General features: G+C 43.6%; 30 protein-coding genes. 10 read left to right on the forward strand and 20 right to left on the reverse strand.

The features are described 5' to 3' along the window. Positions 1-66 precede the first annotated feature (66 nt). From CCS41_RS00305 to CCS41_RS00340, 9 genes are all read right to left on the reverse strand, one after another. Positions 67-393, reverse strand: coding sequence for a hypothetical protein (locus CCS41_RS00305; protein ID WP_205411442.1), 327 nt, complete (start codon positions 391-393; stop codon positions 67-69). A 167-nt stretch (positions 394-560) separates the two neighbouring features. Further along, positions 561-1619 (reverse strand): tyrosine-type recombinase/integrase, encoded by a 1059-nt coding sequence (locus CCS41_RS00310; protein ID WP_072550981.1) that lies wholly within the window; start codon positions 1617-1619, stop codon positions 561-563. Continuing rightward, on the reverse strand, positions 1594-1824 hold the full coding sequence (locus CCS41_RS00315; protein ID WP_072550980.1) for an excisionase: 231 nt from the start codon (positions 1822-1824) through the stop codon (positions 1594-1596). The genes CCS41_RS00310 and CCS41_RS00315 overlap by 26 nt, the downstream gene beginning before the upstream one ends. A gap of 354 nt (positions 1825-2178) precedes the next feature. Continuing rightward, entirely contained in the window at positions 2179-2322 is a 144-nt protein-coding gene (locus CCS41_RS15460) for a hypothetical protein (protein WP_162859937.1), read from the reverse strand. An 11-nt stretch (positions 2323-2333) separates the two neighbouring features. Then, entirely contained in the window at positions 2334-3017 is a 684-nt protein-coding gene (locus CCS41_RS00320; protein ID WP_072550979.1) for a PAS domain-containing protein, read from the reverse strand. A gap of 353 nt (positions 3018-3370) precedes the next feature. Further along, positions 3371-3634, reverse strand: a complete 264-nt coding sequence (locus tag CCS41_RS00325; RefSeq protein WP_072550978.1) for a helix-turn-helix transcriptional regulator — start codon at positions 3632-3634, stop codon at positions 3371-3373. A gap of 162 nt (positions 3635-3796) precedes the next feature. Beyond that, the gene (locus tag CCS41_RS00330) at positions 3797-4561 is read right to left on the reverse strand and encodes a Rha family transcriptional regulator (RefSeq protein WP_072550977.1); all 765 of its coding nucleotides are present in this window, start codon (positions 4559-4561) and stop codon (positions 3797-3799) included. 41 nt (positions 4562-4602) lie between these two features. After that, positions 4603-4935 carry an ORF6N domain-containing protein gene (locus CCS41_RS00335; RefSeq protein ID WP_072550976.1) on the reverse strand — a complete coding sequence of 111 codons (333 nt, stop codon included), beginning with the start codon at positions 4933-4935 and terminating at the stop codon, positions 4603-4605. Between the two features lie 62 nt (positions 4936-4997). Next, positions 4998-5585: a Rha family transcriptional regulator gene (locus tag CCS41_RS00340; protein WP_083429657.1), complete on the reverse strand. Its 588-nt coding sequence runs from the start codon at positions 5583-5585 to the stop codon at positions 4998-5000. Positions 5586-5877: 292 nt separating this feature from the next. Here CCS41_RS00340 and CCS41_RS00345 point away from each other — a divergent pair, with 292 nt between their 5' ends. Both CCS41_RS00345 and CCS41_RS00350 read left to right on the forward strand, forming a co-directional pair. Beyond that, complete coding sequence (locus CCS41_RS00345; RefSeq protein WP_072550975.1) at positions 5878-6120, forward strand: DUF1902 domain-containing protein; 243 nt, start codon at positions 5878-5880, stop codon at positions 6118-6120. Positions 6121-6123: 3 nt separating this feature from the next. After that, positions 6124-6321, forward strand: coding sequence for a type II toxin-antitoxin system HicA family toxin (locus CCS41_RS00350; protein WP_072550974.1), 198 nt, complete (start codon positions 6124-6126; stop codon positions 6319-6321). 82 nt (positions 6322-6403) lie between these two features. Here CCS41_RS00350 and CCS41_RS00355 read toward each other — a convergent pair whose 3' ends face one another. From CCS41_RS00355 to CCS41_RS00390, 9 genes are all read right to left on the reverse strand, one after another. Continuing rightward, positions 6404-7207 carry a BRO-N domain-containing protein gene (locus tag CCS41_RS00355; protein WP_072550973.1) on the reverse strand — a complete coding sequence of 268 codons (804 nt, stop codon included), beginning with the start codon at positions 7205-7207 and terminating at the stop codon, positions 6404-6406. Positions 7208-7454: 247 nt separating this feature from the next. Further along, positions 7455-8414 (reverse strand): Rpn family recombination-promoting nuclease/putative transposase, encoded by a 960-nt coding sequence (locus tag CCS41_RS00360; RefSeq protein WP_119797002.1) that lies wholly within the window; start codon positions 8412-8414, stop codon positions 7455-7457. 109 nt (positions 8415-8523) lie between these two features. After that, a complete protein-coding gene (locus CCS41_RS00365) occupies positions 8524-9144 on the reverse strand; it encodes a lambda exonuclease family protein (protein ID WP_119797003.1) in 621 nt (206 codons plus the stop codon). Positions 9145-9188: 44 nt separating this feature from the next. Further along, entirely contained in the window at positions 9189-9635 is a 447-nt protein-coding gene (locus CCS41_RS00370) for a hypothetical protein (protein ID WP_119797004.1), read from the reverse strand. A gap of 68 nt (positions 9636-9703) precedes the next feature. Beyond that, positions 9704-10249: an ERF family protein gene (locus CCS41_RS00375; protein ID WP_240313780.1), complete on the reverse strand. Its 546-nt coding sequence runs from the start codon at positions 10247-10249 to the stop codon at positions 9704-9706. Then, positions 10239-10544, reverse strand: a complete 306-nt coding sequence (locus CCS41_RS00380) for a hypothetical protein (protein WP_119797006.1) — start codon at positions 10542-10544, stop codon at positions 10239-10241. The genes CCS41_RS00375 and CCS41_RS00380 overlap by 11 nt, the downstream gene beginning before the upstream one ends. Positions 10545-10668: 124 nt before the next feature. Further along, positions 10669-10803 (reverse strand): hypothetical protein, encoded by a 135-nt coding sequence (locus tag CCS41_RS16985; RefSeq protein WP_275887663.1) that lies wholly within the window; start codon positions 10801-10803, stop codon positions 10669-10671. 36 nt (positions 10804-10839) lie between these two features. Then, positions 10840-11163 (reverse strand): transcriptional antitermination N peptide, encoded by a 324-nt coding sequence (locus CCS41_RS00385; RefSeq protein WP_119797007.1) that lies wholly within the window; start codon positions 11161-11163, stop codon positions 10840-10842. A 318-nt stretch (positions 11164-11481) separates the two neighbouring features. Next, complete coding sequence (locus CCS41_RS00390; RefSeq protein ID WP_119797008.1) at positions 11482-12150, reverse strand: LexA family protein; 669 nt, start codon at positions 12148-12150, stop codon at positions 11482-11484. Between the two features lie 86 nt (positions 12151-12236). On the opposite strand from CCS41_RS00390, the gene CCS41_RS00395 reads away from it, so the two are divergent. The 8 genes from CCS41_RS00395 (at position 12237) to CCS41_RS15860 (ending at position 16696) form a co-directional block, all read left to right on the forward strand. Further along, positions 12237-12485 (forward strand): helix-turn-helix domain-containing protein, encoded by a 249-nt coding sequence (locus CCS41_RS00395; protein WP_119797009.1) that lies wholly within the window; start codon positions 12237-12239, stop codon positions 12483-12485. Between the two features lie 139 nt (positions 12486-12624). Then, positions 12625-13122: a YmfL family putative regulatory protein gene (locus CCS41_RS00400; RefSeq protein WP_240313781.1), complete on the forward strand. Its 498-nt coding sequence runs from the start codon at positions 12625-12627 to the stop codon at positions 13120-13122. Positions 13123-13124: 2 nt separating this feature from the next. Continuing rightward, positions 13125-13829: a phage antirepressor KilAC domain-containing protein gene (locus CCS41_RS00405; protein WP_119797010.1), complete on the forward strand. Its 705-nt coding sequence runs from the start codon at positions 13125-13127 to the stop codon at positions 13827-13829. 10 nt (positions 13830-13839) lie between these two features. Then, positions 13840-14718, forward strand: a complete 879-nt coding sequence (locus CCS41_RS00410; RefSeq protein ID WP_119797011.1) for a helix-turn-helix domain-containing protein — start codon at positions 13840-13842, stop codon at positions 14716-14718. Beyond that, positions 14630-15595 carry an ATP-binding protein gene (locus CCS41_RS00415; RefSeq protein WP_240313782.1) on the forward strand — a complete coding sequence of 322 codons (966 nt, stop codon included), beginning with the start codon at positions 14630-14632 and terminating at the stop codon, positions 15593-15595. Before CCS41_RS00410 ends, CCS41_RS00415 begins: the two co-directional genes overlap by 89 nt. 36 nt (positions 15596-15631) lie before the next feature. Next, on the forward strand, positions 15632-15994 hold the full coding sequence (locus CCS41_RS00420) for a RusA family crossover junction endodeoxyribonuclease (protein ID WP_119797012.1): 363 nt from the start codon (positions 15632-15634) through the stop codon (positions 15992-15994). Beyond that, entirely contained in the window at positions 15991-16467 is a 477-nt protein-coding gene (locus CCS41_RS00425; RefSeq protein WP_119797013.1) for an antiterminator Q family protein, read from the forward strand. The genes CCS41_RS00420 and CCS41_RS00425 overlap by 4 nt, the downstream gene beginning before the upstream one ends. Positions 16468-16501: 34 nt before the next feature. Further along, complete coding sequence (locus CCS41_RS15860) at positions 16502-16696, forward strand: hypothetical protein (RefSeq protein ID WP_119797014.1); 195 nt, start codon at positions 16502-16504, stop codon at positions 16694-16696. A gap of 135 nt (positions 16697-16831) precedes the next feature. Here the strand turns inward: CCS41_RS15860 and CCS41_RS00435 are convergent, their stop codons facing one another. Further along, complete coding sequence (locus CCS41_RS00435; RefSeq protein WP_119797015.1) at positions 16832-17053, reverse strand: hypothetical protein; 222 nt, start codon at positions 17051-17053, stop codon at positions 16832-16834. Between the two features lie 502 nt (positions 17054-17555). Then, positions 17556-18227 carry a hypothetical protein gene (locus CCS41_RS00440; RefSeq protein WP_119797016.1) on the reverse strand — a complete coding sequence of 224 codons (672 nt, stop codon included), beginning with the start codon at positions 18225-18227 and terminating at the stop codon, positions 17556-17558. Positions 18228-18274 lie beyond the last annotated feature (47 nt).

An 18274-nucleotide genomic window follows, 5' to 3' on the forward strand; every position in this document is an offset into this window, starting at 1 on the left:
ATTTAAATGACAGCCATAATAACATAGAGAAACCGTAGAAATTTTATCTACTGGTGAGTCGATCATTTATGAGCAGCTAATAGCAAAGGCTTCCCTTTCAACTTGTCCTGTCAATCGTTTGATATTTGGCAGGGTGATAGGTGTACCAGGATAGACATTCTGTACGGAAACCACTTTTTGCTTACTATTGGGAACCTGAAGATTATCAAATCTATTGTGTATTGTCCCCTTTGCTATCAACTGGATCCCGCCAAGGTCGAGACATTTATACTGCCAGTGTTGAGTTTGCTGCGCTCGGGATGGTAAATGATGCAGTAAAACACCGTAAGCCACGCCAAAGATCAGCGGCACATTCATTTTGTTATCCTCTCTTCCCTTTATTTTAGTTTTCATCACAGGGGTAATATATATATAGGCGTTAGTGGAAGTATTTTATTTGCTATAAAAATCAATAAATTAAAAACAAAAAGTCACAATCGATCGAAATTAGGTCAAAATGCCAAGTGGATTATCTCATCTCTTAACGTCTTACTCGATAACCCAAAAATCATAAAAATGTATCAAATTTCGTCCCACTCACTTCCTCGGCTATCACGGTATTTATCCGTCATGGCAGAAGATTTGTGTCCCAGTAATTTCTGTGCAAAATCTTTACCTCTGGCGTCACTGTGCAGCCTCGCGGATAAACTTCTGATTTCGTGAAATGAAGGCGGTTTACCCTGCCATTTCAAGCCGGATTGTTCTCGTGAGTGTGTAAATCCTTGCGACAAGCTTTTAGCACTGAGCTGAGTTTTTTTCTTCCCGATAAATACGTATTTTTCATCCCTTATTCGTTGCCGACAATCATTGAGAATGCCTTCAACGTTTTTATCAATTATCGCCAAACTCAAGGTTAAGGGGATCGCCAGTTTCATCCCGGTCTTCTGTTGCTCTACCCACCATTTCCCATCATAAATATCTTGCCATTTCATCCGTTGGATATCCCCTACCCGCTGGCCCGTCAGTAAGGCCAAGTCCATGCTTAAACCTATCCACGGCTGCCGTTGGTTTGCTGCCTCTCTGATAACAATAAATTCTTCCAGGGATAAACGCTCCCGATTGACCTGTACACGAGGGCTTCTCGTGGCGGTGACCGGATTGGTTTCCAGATGCCCCTCTGCAATGGCTTCATTAAACATATCGATCAACAAGCTGCGGAGTAATTTTGCACTAGTGGTTTTGCCTTGGTCACTGTAACTATTGAGAAATTCAGCAATCTCTTTGGTTGTGAGGGTACTCAGTGCCTTATCAGAAAAAGCACGGGTAATGGCTGTTAATCTTGATTGGTAGTCTCTGATAGTGTTAGACCGAAGGCCACGTTGATGCAATTTTTCCTTAAATTTGGCGACCCATTCCGTTACCGACAGGGTATTCACCTCGTTGATCCTGTCTACTAAACTGTAGTGTTGGTCAAAAATCTGCCTGTTCATGGCAATCGCTTCGTTAATCGCGATACGTTTCACGCTCCCTACGCCATATTCCTTACCCGTTCGTGGGTCTCGATAGCAATAGTAGCCGTTATTGCGGACATACAGATTGGGCGGTAGGTCTCGGTTAGCCGGCTTTCTTTTGCGTGCCATGATACAGTCTCTCCATTAAGCGCTTTCCGGCGTAACTGGCGGGGTTGGTTGGGTCAATTTTCTCGGCATGCGCCTCGACCAGGTATTCTCGGCCATCGCGCCGTGGCGGCGGTTGGATGACGCCAGAGCGGACCCATCGACGTACTTGTTCCATGCAACGCGGGCGAGGCTGATTTTGATTCCATTGTTTGAGGCTGATTTCCATAGCAGCACTTTCCTTATCAAACTAAAAATGTCATGACCTCGTCCGTGTTTTAGACGGAAGGATCATAGAGGGGCATGTGAATAACTTTATTTCAAGAATAAAAAAGAATGAGAGGAATAATCAATATCAATAAATAATAGAGTCGTGCATTGTTATAAGGGGTAGTATTAAAATAAGGTTCTCTCTTCATAGTCCTAATAATGAGGCAATCATATAAAATTTATCCAATAAAAATAGCCTTGACGAGGAAGGCTATTTTTTATTAGAAATAATTAATAAACATTAAAATCGTGGTAGCAATCCAACGACCTACGTTAAACGCATTATTTTATGAAACATCAATAAGGTGTATATTTATGGCAATCGATGTGTAGGCTTTTTTTTCTTCTTGAACCAACTTCTTAATCGGGTAAACCAATTTTTCTTTTCATTTTTCTTAGCTTCCAACGCCTTATTAATTAACGCTCGTTTTCTCGCTCTGCTCTGTCTGTTGCTCATAATCAAATCTCCTATTCAATAAACTGTATCCCGGGGCGTATAAACGCGTGGGGAATAGTGCGATCAAATCCGGTTTTATGACAAAAGTGTTTAAAGTCTCGAAATGAATGTACTTTCGCTTTTTGATAGATAATACGAATTCTATTTTCTATCGTACGATGGGAACGTGCCAATGTTTTACCTATTTCCTTGGCACTCATCGTACGTAATAAATAAAATATTATCCTCAGTTCAGATTGAGTAAATAGATTCGATGGCGGTTCAAATAATAGCGTGGCAGTCAGCTTGTCTATGTAGTGTGGCAGTGAAACAATAGCCAATTTTCTGCCATAAAAAACGGTGCCGATGCATTTATTTCTTTTATTATGCAGCGGAAAGGTTTCGTATAAATAAGGTTGCAGTTTTTGCTCACGACCAAAGAAATGCGTTTTAATTAGGGTAATTTTTTGTCCGCTTTTTATAACCTCTTTTCCCAGTTTTTGAATTATTAAAGCAAATTCTGTAATACAAGTGGGAAGTTCATCATCACGCCGTCCTATAACATCAAATCCTTGTGGCAAATTCAAAAAGTCAAAAAAAGCTCGATTTGCATAAATAAAGCGTGAGTCACGGTCTTTTATTCCCCAAACATCTTGACTGTTTTCCATTATAGATGTTAGAGGAAATGAGCGGGACGGCAGGTCAATCTTTCTCATAAATTATTCCATGAATTTTGTTTAGTCTGTTTCCGTATAGGTAAGTCGCGAATAAGAGAGATAATCAATATGAGAAAAAAGGGTGTCAATATAACGAGAAAAGGCATCGCCATCCAAAATACAACGTTTTCAATCACGGGATTATTCATCACAGTTTTTCCTTTGAAGTAACATCGGCTTTTGCGTTAAAAATGCGCCTTTTTTCCAATGCAGATTGAAAAGTACTTATTACTTAAGCCAGATAATGCTAAAGGGAACAAACGGGATGCTGTAGGTGCCTTTAAGGCACCTATGCTCCTTTTTTATTTTGTAGTACGGGCTTGCCGTTGCTATTTAACGGAATGAAAGTCCGTTCATTTTACACATTGCTGCAAAGCAAACAGCACAAGATGCACATGGAATATGGTTAGCAGGCCATGAAGTGAACGAGGCTCAAATTTGATTTTTGCCGCCTCCAGTGTCTGTTTCACGACTTTGTACGAGATTGATCGCAATTCTGAAATTTCTTTTTGTGACACGCCCAAAGAAAACAGCATCGCCGTTTCAAATTGCACCGGTGTTAATTCAGGAAAAACTTCCCGTAATTCAGGAAATTGGGTAATATCGATGTTAGCCATTACAGCCTCTAGGATAGGTTGTGGTGGTTAGCTGACAGGGGTGGTTGTCGCCACCGCTGTTAGCGCTAGGGTTAAGTGATATAAACGGTGATGACGTCACCGTTTCTGTTTTATAATCTTGTTGTAAATGTTTATGTTTTCATGGTATGTGACTCCGTTGGTTTATGATGCGATGCTAAGTTCTTTTTCGTGGGTGAAGTGCCCATTCCAATGGGTTTTCATTGGCAACTTATTTTTGCGGTAGAGGTCAAACAATCGGATTGCCCCTTTGCGCAGTAAAACGGGTTGGTACTTGATAAAGTCATCACCGCTATGAATGCTGATTTTATGTTGATGTTCCGTCAAATATCGGTCACGCGCATAAGAGGTTGCACGCCAGCGGATATGGGATTTACTTTCGTTATAAAGCCAATTTCTTTCTGCCAAACAGTGATTAATCTGTTGTATATTAATACCGTTGAGCATTTTGCAAAACTGAGTCGTCGTTATTCCTTCCTTAAACAGGTTCTTCAACTCTTGTAATTCTGCTTCCTGTTCTTTGTTTACTAAGGCTAGCCTGGTTTTTTCACGAAACTGCTCTGCCCATGCCATAGCCGCAACAGGGGGATCTTCGAAATTAGGCAATACGCAGATAGGCCGTGTTGCTTTCTGTTCCAGCTCACGCCAGCGAGTGGCGACTTTATAGCGTAGCGAAATGCTGTAGCCCATGACCAATGTCATGGTTAAATCTTGGTCAAGTAAATATTCCTGATAAGTGCGACCACTGGCGTCTTTGTAATCGGCCGAAAACTCGGCCGATTGAATGTTAATCGATTCGAACATTTTTCGACAATCATCGAGAACATGTTTATGCTGTTTATCCGTTAGTTGAGCAATTTCACGGCTAGACATTTTTACCTGTTGATAGATAGTGATGACATTTGACATAGAGAAATTCCTTATCTTGAATTTATGTGGTGATTAACTCATCAGTGAAGTGTGATTTGCGGGCACTTCCCACCCGATAACCGAAAAGGTACCCATCTTGGGATGATTCCAGCGTGTTGTATGTTTATTAACCGACTGACTGTCAATTGGTTCCTGAACGCTTTAAGCTCTTCACCTTCTACCTTGTAATAATGCTTGCCCTCAATGAATCTCTCCTTATTCCGTTTAAAATTTTGCTGAATGTTATTACCATCAGTGCCGTAACCTTGTGCCAACAGTTCGGTGCTGATGACGCGCTGCTTGTGGTAGATGATCACCGGTAAGTTTTCGGGATTTAATGGGGCTTGTTGATGAATATCAATGATATTTGGCATGCAAAATTCCTCACAAATGAATTGCGATTCATAGAATCCCGGTACGTTACCGGGATGAGAGATTAATTACGTCTTGGTGTTGCGCCAGTGGGGAGCTGGGCTTTTAGGCTTCTATTAACAAAATTGGCGAATACCATCCCATCTTTGAAACGATCACAAAGACGATAGGCTAAGGGTGAATTTAGTTTTACTAATGCTGGATATATTTCATGCCGCCACGCATCAGAAATGGCGGTAAAATGTTCCATAAATGCTTGAATATGATAGCAATCTATTTCAATCTGGGTGGGTTTGCTATTGTTCTTGGATATTCTTGAAGTATCGTATAACTCAGCTTCCATGCGATTAAATTCCGCAATGTAGGCTTCTTTGAATATTGCCGCTTTCTTTCCAGTGAATCCCATAACCAAAAACATAAAGCCGTCCTTGGTCATTTCGTACATGGGGCGTTTTTCACCTTTGGCATCTGTATATTCAACGGGCGTAAAATTACGCTCGTTAAATTCAAATGAACAATTCAAAGTATCTACTTTTTTGAGCACATCTTTGTGTAGCTTAGAGAAATAGCCAGCTACAGCTTGGGAGGTAGTGACAGCTTTGCCGTTATTGATAATAACTTCTGGAGTTAGTGCTAAAAGTTGAGTAGTCATGATTACATCCTTACTGTTTGTTCAAATTACCCATTGTTCAGATGGGTGGTCGGGTACTTGAACACCGCAGTAAGACGGCCAGCATTTTTCCCTCCTCGGCAGAGGTATTGTATAGCTGCTCGCTACCCGACCATAACAATCTATGGACGAAAAAAAACCGCAAAGCTTTCGGGCGCGGGATTCCGCTTACTGGGTGTGTTCAGCACCTGTAGCGAATATAGCCCACAGTTGTTCCTTTCGTCAATACGATAATTAAGTTAGACTTGCAGCATAGCTAAAGGAGGAATTTTCTATGGCACAAGTCGCATTTAAATCTAAGTTTAATGTTACAGTGACTCATGAAGACCGTATATGGATCGGCGTTTGTGATGACCTCGGCCTTGTAACCGAAGCTAACAGTTACGAAGAATTAACCTCAAGAATATGGAAAATTGCGCCTGAACTTTACGTTGAAAATGGATTTGGAGACATATCCGATCAAATCAGGATCACTTTTCTGCAAGAACAAGAGTCAATTTTTCGGGTCGCATTGTAGCTCATGGGACAAGGTATTTATTCACAGTTGCGGGATGTTTTGCTTGATCACCATTGTCGTTTTATCCGACAAGGAAAAGGCAGTCACGAGATCTGGAAAAGTCCGTTAAACAATAAAAATTTCAGTGTTCCTGTTACTATTTTTTCTAAAAATACAGCAAATGCAATTCTCCGTCAGGCAGGAATAAACACCAAAATATAATATCGGCTAGGATTAAAATCCCGCATCTCATTCTACAGATACATGTAAAATATAGCCCACAGTTGTTCCTTTCATTGACCTGTTAAACCCGTGCATTTTCTTTCGTCTCCTGTTCGGCGATAAGAATTTGTCTGAATTTGTTGAGTGCGTGGTTGTTATAGCGAAACGCTTGCACTTGCTTATCACTGTGACGAGATTTATCCAGATAAAATTCACCGTATTGCTCGGTTTTCATGTCATTGTCGTTGGCGATACGCCCAATTTTGTTTGCCGACATATCAAACAGTTTACCGATTTCACCTGCTGTATAAAGCTTTTCGATAAGTAAAGGAAGGGGGACAACCTCACAACCGGCCAACGGATTAATCAGCCCGGCAATAACAACTTGTCGTGATAGAGAGGAGAGATCTGTGGCCCATGCAAATGTTTTTTCTGCCACCTCCATCGCTATCTGCATCGCTATCTGCATCGCTCTTGCCTTCCGAAATTCCGGTAATCCACTGCCTTCGTCACGGTGGGTCCTTTTTATATGATAACTACCTTGCTGGCGCAGTGCGGGCAAGACTTCTTCACATAACCAGTCCTGAATACGCTCAGCGGAGGGAAGGTTGCTTTTCAGTATCAGACGGTAGGCATCGGCTTCGGTGGCAAAAATAATCCCCTTTGGTCGTGACCCCAATCCTAATTCCGTTAATTCAACGGAATTAATTTTAATCAATGATTTACAATGATTTTTTAATGCTTGATGCGGGTCTGTGTACCCTAGTACTTTTGCGAGTTCCACCGCAAAAAATACAGGTTTATCATTATACAACATGCCCTTAAGTTCAATATTTGAATCTGCGGTTTTAAAGATCATGAGTTGCGTTTGGCTATCTGTGGGCATAGCAAATTCTCCGTATTAAAACGACATGAGTTGAAAAAGTATTCATTGGCTAACAGGCAGAAATTTGTAGAAGGGAAGGTTTCAATAGGTCTACACTAGTGCTTGTTGCACACGATCTTTTCTAACGTTGTTTGGCGACAGCTAGCTAACCGTAGTAAAGTATGGGTGTAAGAAAACCGCATAACCGGGGTCTGCGGTTTATGAAGCAGGTGACTCAACTTGCTAAGCCTAGAGGGGTGCTGTCAGCTTAATGCAACATCATGCTATCCAGCTCTTCTTCAGAAAAGCCCGTTATCTTTTTAATGATGTCACGGCTCACATTACTGGCAAGAAGCTGTTTAGCCATTTTTAGAGAAGCTTGTCTTTCACCCTGTTGCATGCCCTGTTGCATGCCCTGTTCTATGCCCCGTTTTTCGCCCCGTTTTTCGAGTTGTTGTGCAAATGTCATAATGTCTTCCTTTGCTTGTGGAACGGAATTAAGCGACAGTGCTAATGACTTGTCCAGCTCATCTGATTCTGCCAAATCACTGGCTCTACCACATATTTCAATAAAGTACCTCAGTACGTCTTTGAAATAGTCACGGCTCACTTGTGTGTAAATTGTAGTCATTTTCTCTTCAGATAACAACGCCTCTAACCAGGTGAGGGGAGATTGCTTTTCACGGTAGTGTTTGAATAAGATTTCCATCACTGACGCTAAACCATGTGTATTTATTTCTTCATCTGACATGACCGTTAAATCAATCAGTTGAAAGGGTTTCAGTGCCAATTTTTTTGCTAATTTTGGCTCCTCAAAACATTCCCAGATTGCTCGTGAGTGGGGATAAGGCGATTTTTCTCCGTGATAGAGCACTAAGGGCAACACAATCGGCAATTTTTTATGACCCTGCTTTAAGTGGTAGTTCATCAACTCGACAACGTAACAGAGGATACGAAATGCCATCATTTCATCATCACTGCTTTGATGTTCCGCCAAAATATAGATGTAGCTCAGTTGGCCTTTAATCTTACAACTGAAAACCACATCGCTATACAGCGTATCAGGCCATTTAGGGGATAACTCGTTGGGTACCATCTTTAACGTGGAGATATCAATTAATTTCAGGATCCTCTTTGGAAGATGTGCCTTCAACCAATCCAACGTAATCTGTCGATGCTGTAGGGTGCCTTTAAATAGTTTATCATGAGGTTTCGATATGTCAGGCACGGCATGCTCTCCCTGGGGTTCTCTCTACAATGTGGCGTCGATATTATCGACAGGTGACTCTACGCGCATTTCATCCGGTAGACGATCACTTTTTTCAGTGGCGTTATCTTCATGCCACTTTTCCATACGTTTTAATCTGTTCGATTTCATCTTCAAGTTCTTGCAGAAATTTGCACACTTCGGTTTCAATTTCCTTACCCAGTGCTTCATCAAAGTGAATGCGTTTTTTGAAGTAAGCCAATTCCGGGGGTAGTCGATTATCATAGCTGACAAAGTCACACCATCTTCGCTCGGTACACAGCATTTGTGCATGCATTTGCAGGAGGTATTCTCTTTTGAGTTCGCCGGTTTTTAATGTCTTCAGATGTGTCCAGGTTTTTGGGCATTTAATCTCGATCAGGCCATCCTCATTAACCAATCCGTCGGGACTGGCAGCAAATCCCTTGATGGTAGGGTGGTCGACAAGACCCACCTCTGTGACCTCTACCGCAAATTCACGCAATAGGTAAGCCTCACGTGCGACGGGTTCCAGTGCCGTTCCGTGCTTCATGTCGAGCGTGACAAAGGTGTCTTCTCGTTTCCCCGTCAGACGCTGGCAAATCAGCTCGGCCCTGTATTTTTTTCGCGTTGCCGCGTCGCCTGTTTTGACTTTTGCCATCACATCTGCCAATTTGCTAGCTGTGACCTTGCCACAGCGGGCAGCAAACCACTCGTCTGTTCGTTGTTCCATTTTTTACCTCGATAGCTGTGTTATCCGTAAAGACTGAGTTTGATTTAAAAGGGAATGGGTTCATCAAACGCAATCGGTGGCGTGGGGTTACATTGCTGCTGTGACACCGCCTTCATAGACGCCTGTCCCCACAACTGCTGATTTTGTTGCCGCTGCTGTCCTTGTGGTTGTGTTCCACCCGCTTCGATAAAACCTAATCGGGCATTGTTCAGTTCCAGGACGATCGCTTGCCCGTTTTTTCCTTCGTAGGTGTCGATTTTGATGCTTTCACCGAAGAGCTCAACGATGGCGCCTGGGTTGAGTCTTTCGCGGTAAAAATCCGCTTGATTGCCGGCTTTGGCGAACAGTACCGCCTGGTAGTTAGTGAAAGCATGGGTTTTTAATTTGCGATCGTAGTATTTAACGCCACCCCGTAAGGCGAAGCCGATGGCGTCAGTGGCCGCAAATTCTCTGGCGGCCTGTTGGAGTTTGAGGGTGATGGTATGTGCCATTAGGCTGCCTTTTCTAAGGTTGCTGAGTGGGTGAGATAAATGTCGTTGGCTTTTTGTGCTAAATCAGGCTACTGGATAAGCAACTGGCTTAGTCGGTTATAAGCCCCCTGTAAGGCCACTTTATCCTTGCATTGATGCGCCCAGTGGGTGAAATCGGTGAGGTATTGTTCTGGGGTGCGTGCAGCGGTGGGCTTCGTTTGTGGGGTCCCCTTGTTTTCTTGCTGCTTGTAAGCTTCGGTGTCGGCATCTTTGGCATCATCAATCGCAAACAGGCCGTTCAGGCAGTACTTGCGCGCGTAGGAGCTGGTTGCCCCGGTCAGCTGTGCCGCATCCATGCCTTTTTTGTTCAATTCTTCCCGTGCAATTGCGGAGGCCTGAAACGAATTTTCACCGTCCGTCAAGGTTGCAGTCGCTTTGACGTAATAGCGATCGCCCATTTGTACGATTTCATCACTTATTGATAAAAACAGGTCGCCCAGCAGCGGTTTAACGCCTTCCAAAATGTCTTCACAGCTGCGGTAGTGGTATTTGCCAAAGGTATTATATTGATTTTTCGGTGCATTGAGTTCACGTTGAATAGTCGCTAGCTTAAGATAAAATGCTTTATTCTCCATAATAGACCTCATTGTATTCATCACGGTGGTAGAGCCGTTCTTTGGCTAACATCCACTTTGCTTTTGAGATAAAAATGCTGAAAAATGCCTCATCGAGGTCATCGGGTTCAGTGTCAGCCAAGGCGAGGGACAAAGCCTCACTATCAAAATGGGGCAATTTTTTAAAGAGCTGGGCGATGTGGTCAAAGGTGAAGTATTTGTCCCACTCTTCCGCCTGTTGATTAATGTTGTGCCAATCTTGATCACTGAAGGTGTTCATTATTTTTCGTGCTTCAATAAGCGTCTCGGGTGTCATGCCAGTCGCCCTCTGCTTTTACAATACGCTTGAGACATGCGGGCATAGCCCCGCTCGCTGTTAAGGAAAACTCGCTTCACACCGTTGATCATGATGATTAATGCGTTATCTTGGATAGTAAAAATCATGGTTCACCTCGTTGGTTGAGTGTTTTTTTTAGCCAGATAAAAAGGTCAATGAATTGATTGCGTTTGGGTTTTTCCGCAGGCGTGCTGTAAGGCCATAGGGTGATACGGTGTTCGCTTAAAAAATCGTTCATTGTTCACCTTTGTGGGTTAATTCAATAACGCCCCTGCTAAGCAGAAGCGGTGATAACTTTGTTTGTCCTGCGGGTTCCTCGAACCGAAAATAACCAGGCTCTTGGCATCAGCCGGTTGTACAGGCTGTCCTGTGGCTTTTTACGTAAAGGAAAGGTCGTCGCTAGAGCAATCGCCCGATCTACCTCTGAGCGAGGTTGAGCACGCGCTATTTTTTCGTGATGGCCCACTCTCCGACCAAGGCTGTTTTCGATCGCTTCGCGAGAGATAGCCTGTGCTTTACGGCGTTGATGTCTGCGGTATTTGGCATTACCGCCATACGTTGCCTTGCGTCTCGATGGCTTGTAAATAATCGTTGCCATAACTTACCTCCGATTGATTTCTGGATAAGCTGGTGACACAACCTATTCAGAAACCAACGGGTGAACGCAAGGGTGCACTTTGTCAGTGCTACCAAACTCCAAATTGTTAAAGAGCATCCGCCTGAGCGGGGTAAAGCGGGTATTCTATTTCGCGAATCATTCCGATTTTCATACGCCTCGGACGGCTACTTCATGGGCTTTCCTTGCCTGCTTCGCGTTGGTACATAATGTTTCTTTTTGATACATTATGTACCAATAAAGTACATTGTCAAGCACAAAAAAACCCGCATAAAGCGGGTTAATTTCATAAAAATTTAGTTAGCGCTTATAACGTCTTGGTTTACCAGAAAAAATTACAGTCCCAATTATTGAACAATTACCGTTTATTTTGATGTATTGCTCTGGCCAATTTTTGTTTAAGGCTTTGAGGTATTTTTTCCCACTGTCTTCTACAAGTCGTTTAAACGTGGCTTCGGATGAATCAATACATAAAGCAACAACATCGTCACCATGAACCGGTGCCACTTCGGGATCCACAAAAATCATATCCCCGGGTTTGTATTCATCAATCATTGAATCACCTATAACTCGTAGAATGTACGTCATTTTTCCACAAGGAATTGGGCATGAATACTTTTCTGTCAAGCTCAAATCCACCTCCGTATGATTGATTTCAGTCCATGCTCCTGCTTGTACCCAAGAGATAATCGGGATCATCCTTATCTCAAAATTTATGGTCGATATGTCTTGGAAGGTAGCAGTATCAGTAGCCAGGTGTTCTTTATCTAGCCAACCTACAGGTAAAGAAAAACATTTTTCAATATGGCGCGCCAAATCATCCCCAATCTTTTTAGTGGGATTTTTGCCGATAATACGACTTATTTGTGTCGCTTCACGGTCAAGCAGCATCGAAAAGGATTTATTTCCGCCCGTGCTATCACGTAGCTTTCTAGCGTTATCTTGCCTGATTTTATCATTAGTTTTCATGCTTACCATTCAACTATATGTACTGATAAGGTACAAGGGTCTTGAAGATTCATTTAAATAGTGCATAATGTATCCTGTAGGTACAAATGAAAGAGTATTGGAACAACCTGACTAAATCAGAACAGCTTGCTCTTGCTAGACATGTTGGCAGCAGTACAGAGTATTTGAGGCTCGTCTTCAACGGCTACAAGAAAGCAGGCTTTTCTCTTGCTAAAAGGCTAGAAGGAGTCACTCAGGGTGGAGTTACCAAAAATCAACTCCGTCCAGATATCTACGAAAATTTTACTATTAAGTTACAAGCTGAAGAATTACCAATAAAAAAGCAATACACATAGGAAACTTTAATTTATTCCATCAAGCAAACTCATTAACACACCAGAAAAGAGTACTGGATGGGAAACGAAGAAAGGCCTAGCACAAGCAACTATCACACAATTTGAGCATAAACATAACTACAGAGGCAGCACTGATATTATGGAAAAACGCGAACTAATTAATCAAATGTGTGAGCGTATTGAAGGCGGGAGAAGTGTAGCGGCGGCTTATCTTGGTATGCCGGAATCCAAGTTTAACAATCGGTTATACGAAAGCAAAGGCTGTCGATTCTTTAGCATTGATGAGCTATTGGCCTTGCAAACATTGAGTCAGTCAACGTTAGTTGCAGAGTATTTTGCCGAGCGGTCAGATGCCTTGGTTGTTCCTATTCCCTCCGCCGGTGATGTCGACGCGGTAGAACTACACCATATGGGATTACATACCACGGTGAAACGCAGTGCTGTCGACCAGTTAATTCTTGATGCGATTAGGGAGCACGGGGGATTAATGAACAAGCCCAACAGAAAATTCTGGATGCTCACCGTAAACACATCGCAACACGAGACGGTGAAGTTCGCGCCACGCTGCAGGTTTACAGTAAGTAAAAACACCGCGACTGCGGACCAGGCAGTCGCCCTACACAAACACACGGAGTGATGATGAACCCATTATCAAACGCAGTCAACCCCAGCATGGGGAGTCGAGAGATAGCCGATTTAGTGGAGTCTCGTCACGACAATGTGAAAAGAGCCATTGAGCGCTTGGTTGAAAAGGGGATTATCAGACTTCCTCCAATGGAGGAGGTTAAAAATCAATCAGACCAATACGTTTTTGAATACAGGGTAGGTAAACGTGATAGCTATGTGGTGGTCGCCCAACTCTCCCCTGAATTTACCGCCCGCGTAGTCGATCGTTGGCAGCAACTGGAAGAGAAAGCGGCCTACTCGTTTTTACCGGTCGATTATTTATCAGCCTTGAAAACATTAACGCAAGAGGTTGAGCGACGCCAACGGCTAGAAAACCCGTTAGCACGGGCTGCCCCTAAGATAGATTTCGCCGACCGTGTGAGCGAAGCCAGTGGCATTCTGGTGGGCAATTTTGCCAAGCTGATGGGCCTTCGTCCCAACAAATTGTTTGTTTGGTTACGCAAAAATCACGTGCTAATGGGTATTCCTTCTCGCAGAAATGTGCCTCGACAGGAGTACCTGGAGCGGGACTATTTCACCTTCAGAGAAACGCCCATCGAGACGGAGCACGGGATGAAAATCACCTTCACCCCGCTACTGACCGGCAAGGGTCAAGCGTGGCTAACAAAAAAGCTGCGTGAAGCAGGCTTACTGAAAACGATCACAAACGCGGCATAGGGAATAGACAATGAGTATGAAATTAATGACACACGCCATGAGTATCAAAGTGGGGAATCCGCTGAGAAAACTGATTTTACTCAAATTGGCTGATAATGCCAACGACCAAGGCGAATGCTGGCCGTCAGTGCCCTATATCGCTCATCAGTGTGAAATGACAGATCGCTCGGTACAAAAACATCTTCACCAGTTGGCAGTAGACGGCTTGCTGTGGATTGAATATCGTAAAAATGAGCAGGGCGTGAATAAATCGAATGTTTATCATTTGACGTTAAACAATGCCCCAAAAGTGAAGGGTGAAAATAAGTCACCCGGGGAGGATACAGGTTCACCTCCTGGTGAATCAAGAACGCTGGGTGGAGTATCTGGCACACGGGGTAGCGCATCTGGAACACCAGGAAGGGGTGAATCAGGAACACCCAGAATTAGTCATTCTTTTGAACCAGTCATAGAACCTGTCATAGAACCTAACACCCCAACTGCGAGCAAAATTTGTGCAATCAAAGTCGATGAGTGTCCTGCCAAGCGAGAAGACCCCATCCCCCACCCTGACTGTTTTCCTGCTCAGCGTAATTCCCCTCACGTTGACACTCAGACCAGCCTAGCGAGCCGTTACGCCTTCGAAGGGAAGATAATCCGCCTGACCCCGCAAGATTTCGACAGCTGGCAAACGCTATTCCCGCATTTGGACTTGGTCTACGAGCTGACACGATTGGATTTAGAGTTTCGTCACGACACGCCTAAAAGCTGGTTTTGCACCGCCAGTCAGAAACTGAATTACCAGAACAAACGGGCAGTGGATGGCACCACCTTCAAACGGGTTTCTGGCGACCGCTTCGCCAAAAAAGACTACGGCACCACGGTATTTCCGGCGTGGATGGAAGGGTAATGTGATGAATGTCATTGAAAAAATAGAAAATTCGCGTCAGCAGCAAGACCTCACTTTTCTTGAAGACCGGTTGAAAAGTGCCCGTGCCCCGCTGAAGGAAATAGCAGGGGTTCGGGTTGATGTAGCAGAGGTCCTCTGCCCACAACACGGGGCTTTTGAACAACGCTGTCGAACCCTGCAGGGCTTTGCCAACGTGCAACAGAAAACGGACTGTCCGGCGTGTTTACACGAAAAAATCACCGTATTGAAAAAGAATATCGCCTCAGACCAGCAGCGAAATCAGGCCCAATTGATTAAAAATTTGCTGAGCCAGACGGGTATCCCTGCGCGCTTTACCACTGCCAGTTTTGAGTCTTATCAGCCGATTAATGCTGAATCCTTACGTTGCCAGAAGGTATGCCAGGCCTATGCACAAAAATGGCATGAGCGTTTAGCGCAAGGCGGTGGGTTGGTGATGTGCGGCAAACCCGGGACAGGAAAAAATCATCTGGCGGTTGCGATTGCTAAACACATCATTACGACACACCACGCCTCGGTTGTTCTGACATCCGCGCTACGTATTACTCGAGAGGTCAAGAGCACCTGGGCGAAAGACGCCACCCAAACCGAATCCGAGGTGATTAAGCACTACACCGGTGTCGACATGTTGATTATCGATGAAATCGGTGTGCAGTTTGGCAGTGAGGCGGAAAAGCTGATTTTATTTGAAATCATCAACACCCGCTATGAAAACATGAAACCGACGCTGCTGCTGAGCAATTTGCCGAAAGAAGACTTAACGACTTACCTCGGTGAGCGAGTACTGGACAGAATGAACGAAGGTGGCGGTTGTACCTTGGCGTTTACCTGGGAGAGTTATCGAGCCAGAGCCGTGTAACAAAAATCAACCGGCGCCAGTAGAGACAGATGAAACATGAATGAATATCGAATAGTGCTGCCTTACCCGCCGACAGTGAATACCTATTGGCGACATGCCAGAGGCCGACATTACATCAGCAAACAGGGCAGGCAGTACCGTACCGAGGTTATTGCGTTAATTGCACGTAAGGGGCTTACCCTGTGCCTAAAAAGCAAACTTCGTGTCAAGGTACGAGTTCATGTCCCAGACCGCAGGAAACGCGATTTAGATAATCTGCTAAAGGCACCGTTGGATGCCTTGGTACACGCGGGCATGATTGCCGATGACAGTGTGATTGATGACCTGCACATCATTCGGGGTGAACAGGTGCAAGGCGGCAGGAGGGAGATAATCATAACGGAACAGGAGGCAGCATGAACGTCACACAACTTAGGCTCAATAATGAGCAGTATCACTGGGTTAACAGCTGGCTGGAACGCTGGGGAGCCTGGGTATACAGCGGTCGATTGGAGAAGCCACAGAGTAGCCTCATCGCCCACTGTATGGCGACAAAAAAGCCGCAAGCAAGTCCTACCAGGCCAATGTGTAATGATGATGACGGGTTGTTGATTTCTCGGGTCGTGGATACGGTGATACCGGTGGATAACCAGGCTTTTGGCATCCTGCTCAGTTACTACGTACAACGCCTTTCCCGCTATTCGATAGCGGCTTATAGTCAGAAAGTCGCCATCCCTCGTAATATCAGCACACGAGGAGGCAACCGCTTTAAAACCCCCTCACTGGCTACCTGTCGTAGAGAAGTCGACCAGATACTAGAGGAAAGTCTATATCTACTCCATCCTTCCCTCGAACAGGCATTTAAATGTCGCAAACGTGTCGGTAAAATTTAAAAAGTGGCGTAATGCTATTGACTGAAAAGAGCAAATGAGCAATGATTGCAGGGTACCCTGCCGTGTCTATGTATTGATAACGAACAACCGTAAAACCCTGACCTTCGCTGTCGGGGTTTTTGTTTTTGCATTTGACGAAAAAGATATTTGGGATTATCCCGCCCATAGCCGTAAAATTGGCAGCAGGGATTGGAACTCCGAATATCTACAAAGGCACACATCACGCTAGACGTGGTTTTTTACGTGTAAACCTTGTAGAACAGTCAATGATGAGTAGGATGGATCAACCGAAAGGAGGTTAACCGGGTTCCTTTGTAGCCAGTAACACTAACCCCGTTCTCCACCATAAGGGAGGAGTGGGTCTCTAGTTGTTGATTTCATCTTTTTTTGGCTCAGAAGGTGTAGTTTGCTGTACGGCAGGTTTTTTCTCAGTGCATATTTTAGGTGGACTGGGCATGAAAGGAGTTTGAGGCTCCCACCAACGATTACAATCCTCAGGGGATGAAGGATATTTTCCAGAAGCCCAAACAAGTGTTGGCAGTAATAGAATGGGTAATATTTTTAAGAAAATATTTATATGTTTCATTTGATTACCTTATAGTTTAGATTGATGTTATTGGATATAGACGAGTTTGTTATCGCTCATTAAGGGTAATCAAAACAACAATCATTTTCCTCGTTAATTTTTCTTGATGGTTAATCATTTAAACTAATTGCTTACTCCTTGTTTCAAGGACTGCGTATCATGTGACTTCAACCATGAGCTGATCTTACGTCCTTTTTTCTTTACATCATCACATCAAGGCGTTGTAGGGTGTCTGTCTCTTAGTCACAAATCCCTCACCTTTCTACAAAAATTATTGTAATCAATTCAATTGATTACAGCGACTTTATTCATCGATGTACAAAATAAACCCAGAAAGATGATATAGCGGTACGGTGTAATTTTGATTACATAATGGATACCATTCGGTATCCATATACGGCACTGCTCATCTTTATGGTGTAATCAAAATAGAATCGTTCTGCTATAACGAATCTTGCCATCACGCTAAGTAAGTATTAAGCATAAAGAGAGTGAGCCTCTTCTATATCAATAGCATCTTCTTACGGAAGTATTCTGCCATGTCAGACTCTTTTATCTCAAGCCTGGTAGCAACTTCTTTGAAGGGAATACCTTGCTTCAAGAGAGATAGGCCCTCGGTCTCAATGGCATATGTTTCCTGCGTTATATTTCCTCGATCACGAGCTTCTTCATATGCTGAAAGATATTTTTCCGGCGTGACCTGTTTTAGCATATTCTCTTTATAAAAGAAGGCAATCATTATATGGTTCACTAAAGAGACACTCTCCTCTGGGAGATTTAATCCAATGTTATCTAGGTATGTTGCAATATTTTTACTTATTTCATCTTTAGTATTTTGTAAGACGAAATCAAGGTTATTTGCGATAAGAAAAACGGCGGTAGTGAATGTATCATTAACATCTATTCCATTCGTCATGAGATATGTAATTAATTCCCCACTACTTTTTAGATTAAGTGGTGATTCTTGTATTTTTTCTTTGCAAAGCTCGAATACTTCTCCATTGACACCCGCGCTCAAAAACCCATTTTTTGGAATTTTATTTAGCACCTCGTTTAATTTAATGCTAAGACTAGCGGCATCTGTTGTTTCTCTCCCTAGAAACGATTGAAATGACAACCTCGCCAAGCTCTCTGGGTTGTTCTGTGGTTGCGTATTTTCTGTGGGTTGTAACATCGTATTGCTGGTACTAATTATTGGGGGGGGGGGGGGGGGTACATCAT

The sequence above is a fragment of the Candidatus Fukatsuia symbiotica genome (assembly GCF_003122425.1).
GTDB lineage: Bacteria > Pseudomonadota > Gammaproteobacteria > Enterobacterales > Enterobacteriaceae > Fukatsuia > Fukatsuia symbiotica.

Coding starts and splice junctions, on each gene's coding strand:
- CCS41_RS00325 (WP_072550978.1), bottom strand. CDS start 3,634: ATGGCTAACATCGATATTACCCAATTTCCTGAATTACGGGAAGTTTTT.
- CCS41_RS00420 (WP_119797012.1), top strand. CDS start 15,632: ATGAATGAATATCGAATAGTGCTGCCTTACCCGCCGACAGTGAATACC.
- CCS41_RS00355 (WP_072550973.1), bottom strand. CDS start 7,207: ATGCCCACAGATAGCCAAACGCAACTCATGATCTTTAAAACCGCAGAT.
- CCS41_RS00385 (WP_119797007.1), bottom strand. CDS start 11,163: ATGGCAACGATTATTTACAAGCCATCGAGACGCAAGGCAACGTATGGC.
- CCS41_RS00340 (WP_083429657.1), bottom strand. CDS start 5,585: ATGACTACTCAACTTTTAGCACTAACTCCAGAAGTTATTATCAATAAC.
- CCS41_RS00400 (WP_240313781.1), top strand. CDS start 12,625: ATGGAAAAACGCGAACTAATTAATCAAATGTGTGAGCGTATTGAAGGC.
- CCS41_RS16985 (WP_275887663.1), bottom strand. CDS start 10,803: ATGAACGATTTTTTAAGCGAACACCGTATCACCCTATGGCCTTACAGC.
- CCS41_RS00345 (WP_072550975.1), top strand. CDS start 5,878: ATGGCACAAGTCGCATTTAAATCTAAGTTTAATGTTACAGTGACTCAT.
- CCS41_RS00435 (WP_119797015.1), bottom strand. CDS start 17,053: ATGAAACATATAAATATTTTCTTAAAAATATTACCCATTCTATTACTG.
- CCS41_RS00375 (WP_240313780.1), bottom strand. CDS start 10,249: ATGGAGAATAAAGCATTTTATCTTAAGCTAGCGACTATTCAACGTGAA.
- CCS41_RS00310 (WP_072550981.1), bottom strand. CDS start 1,619: ATGGCACGCAAAAGAAAGCCGGCTAACCGAGACCTACCGCCCAATCTG.
- CCS41_RS00320 (WP_072550979.1), bottom strand. CDS start 3,017: ATGAGAAAGATTGACCTGCCGTCCCGCTCATTTCCTCTAACATCTATA.
- CCS41_RS00330 (WP_072550977.1), bottom strand. CDS start 4,561: ATGTCAAATGTCATCACTATCTATCAACAGGTAAAAATGTCTAGCCGT.
- CCS41_RS00425 (WP_119797013.1), top strand. CDS start 15,991: ATGAACGTCACACAACTTAGGCTCAATAATGAGCAGTATCACTGGGTT.
- CCS41_RS00410 (WP_119797011.1), top strand. CDS start 13,840: ATGAGTATGAAATTAATGACACACGCCATGAGTATCAAAGTGGGGAAT.
- CCS41_RS00415 (WP_240313782.1), top strand. CDS start 14,630: ATGGCACCACCTTCAAACGGGTTTCTGGCGACCGCTTCGCCAAAAAAG.
- CCS41_RS00370 (WP_119797004.1), bottom strand. CDS start 9,635: ATGGCACATACCATCACCCTCAAACTCCAACAGGCCGCCAGAGAATTT.
- CCS41_RS15860 (WP_119797014.1), top strand. CDS start 16,502: ATGAGCAATGATTGCAGGGTACCCTGCCGTGTCTATGTATTGATAACG.
- CCS41_RS15460 (WP_162859937.1), bottom strand. CDS start 2,322: ATGAGCAACAGACAGAGCAGAGCGAGAAAACGAGCGTTAATTAATAAG.
- CCS41_RS00405 (WP_119797010.1), top strand. CDS start 13,125: ATGAACCCATTATCAAACGCAGTCAACCCCAGCATGGGGAGTCGAGAG.
- CCS41_RS00440 (WP_119797016.1), bottom strand. CDS start 18,227: ATGTTACAACCCACAGAAAATACGCAACCACAGAACAACCCAGAGAGC.
- CCS41_RS00380 (WP_119797006.1), bottom strand. CDS start 10,544: ATGACACCCGAGACGCTTATTGAAGCACGAAAAATAATGAACACCTTC.
- CCS41_RS00315 (WP_072550980.1), bottom strand. CDS start 1,824: ATGGAAATCAGCCTCAAACAATGGAATCAAAATCAGCCTCGCCCGCGT.
- CCS41_RS00305 (WP_205411442.1), bottom strand. CDS start 393: ATGAAAACTAAAATAAAGGGAAGAGAGGATAACAAAATGAATGTGCCG.
- CCS41_RS00365 (WP_119797003.1), bottom strand. CDS start 9,144: ATGGAACAACGAACAGACGAGTGGTTTGCTGCCCGCTGTGGCAAGGTC.
- CCS41_RS00350 (WP_072550974.1), top strand. CDS start 6,124: ATGGGACAAGGTATTTATTCACAGTTGCGGGATGTTTTGCTTGATCAC.
- CCS41_RS00395 (WP_119797009.1), top strand. CDS start 12,237: ATGAAAGAGTATTGGAACAACCTGACTAAATCAGAACAGCTTGCTCTT.
- CCS41_RS00390 (WP_119797008.1), bottom strand. CDS start 12,150: ATGAAAACTAATGATAAAATCAGGCAAGATAACGCTAGAAAGCTACGT.
- CCS41_RS00335 (WP_072550976.1), bottom strand. CDS start 4,935: ATGCCAAATATCATTGATATTCATCAACAAGCCCCATTAAATCCCGAA.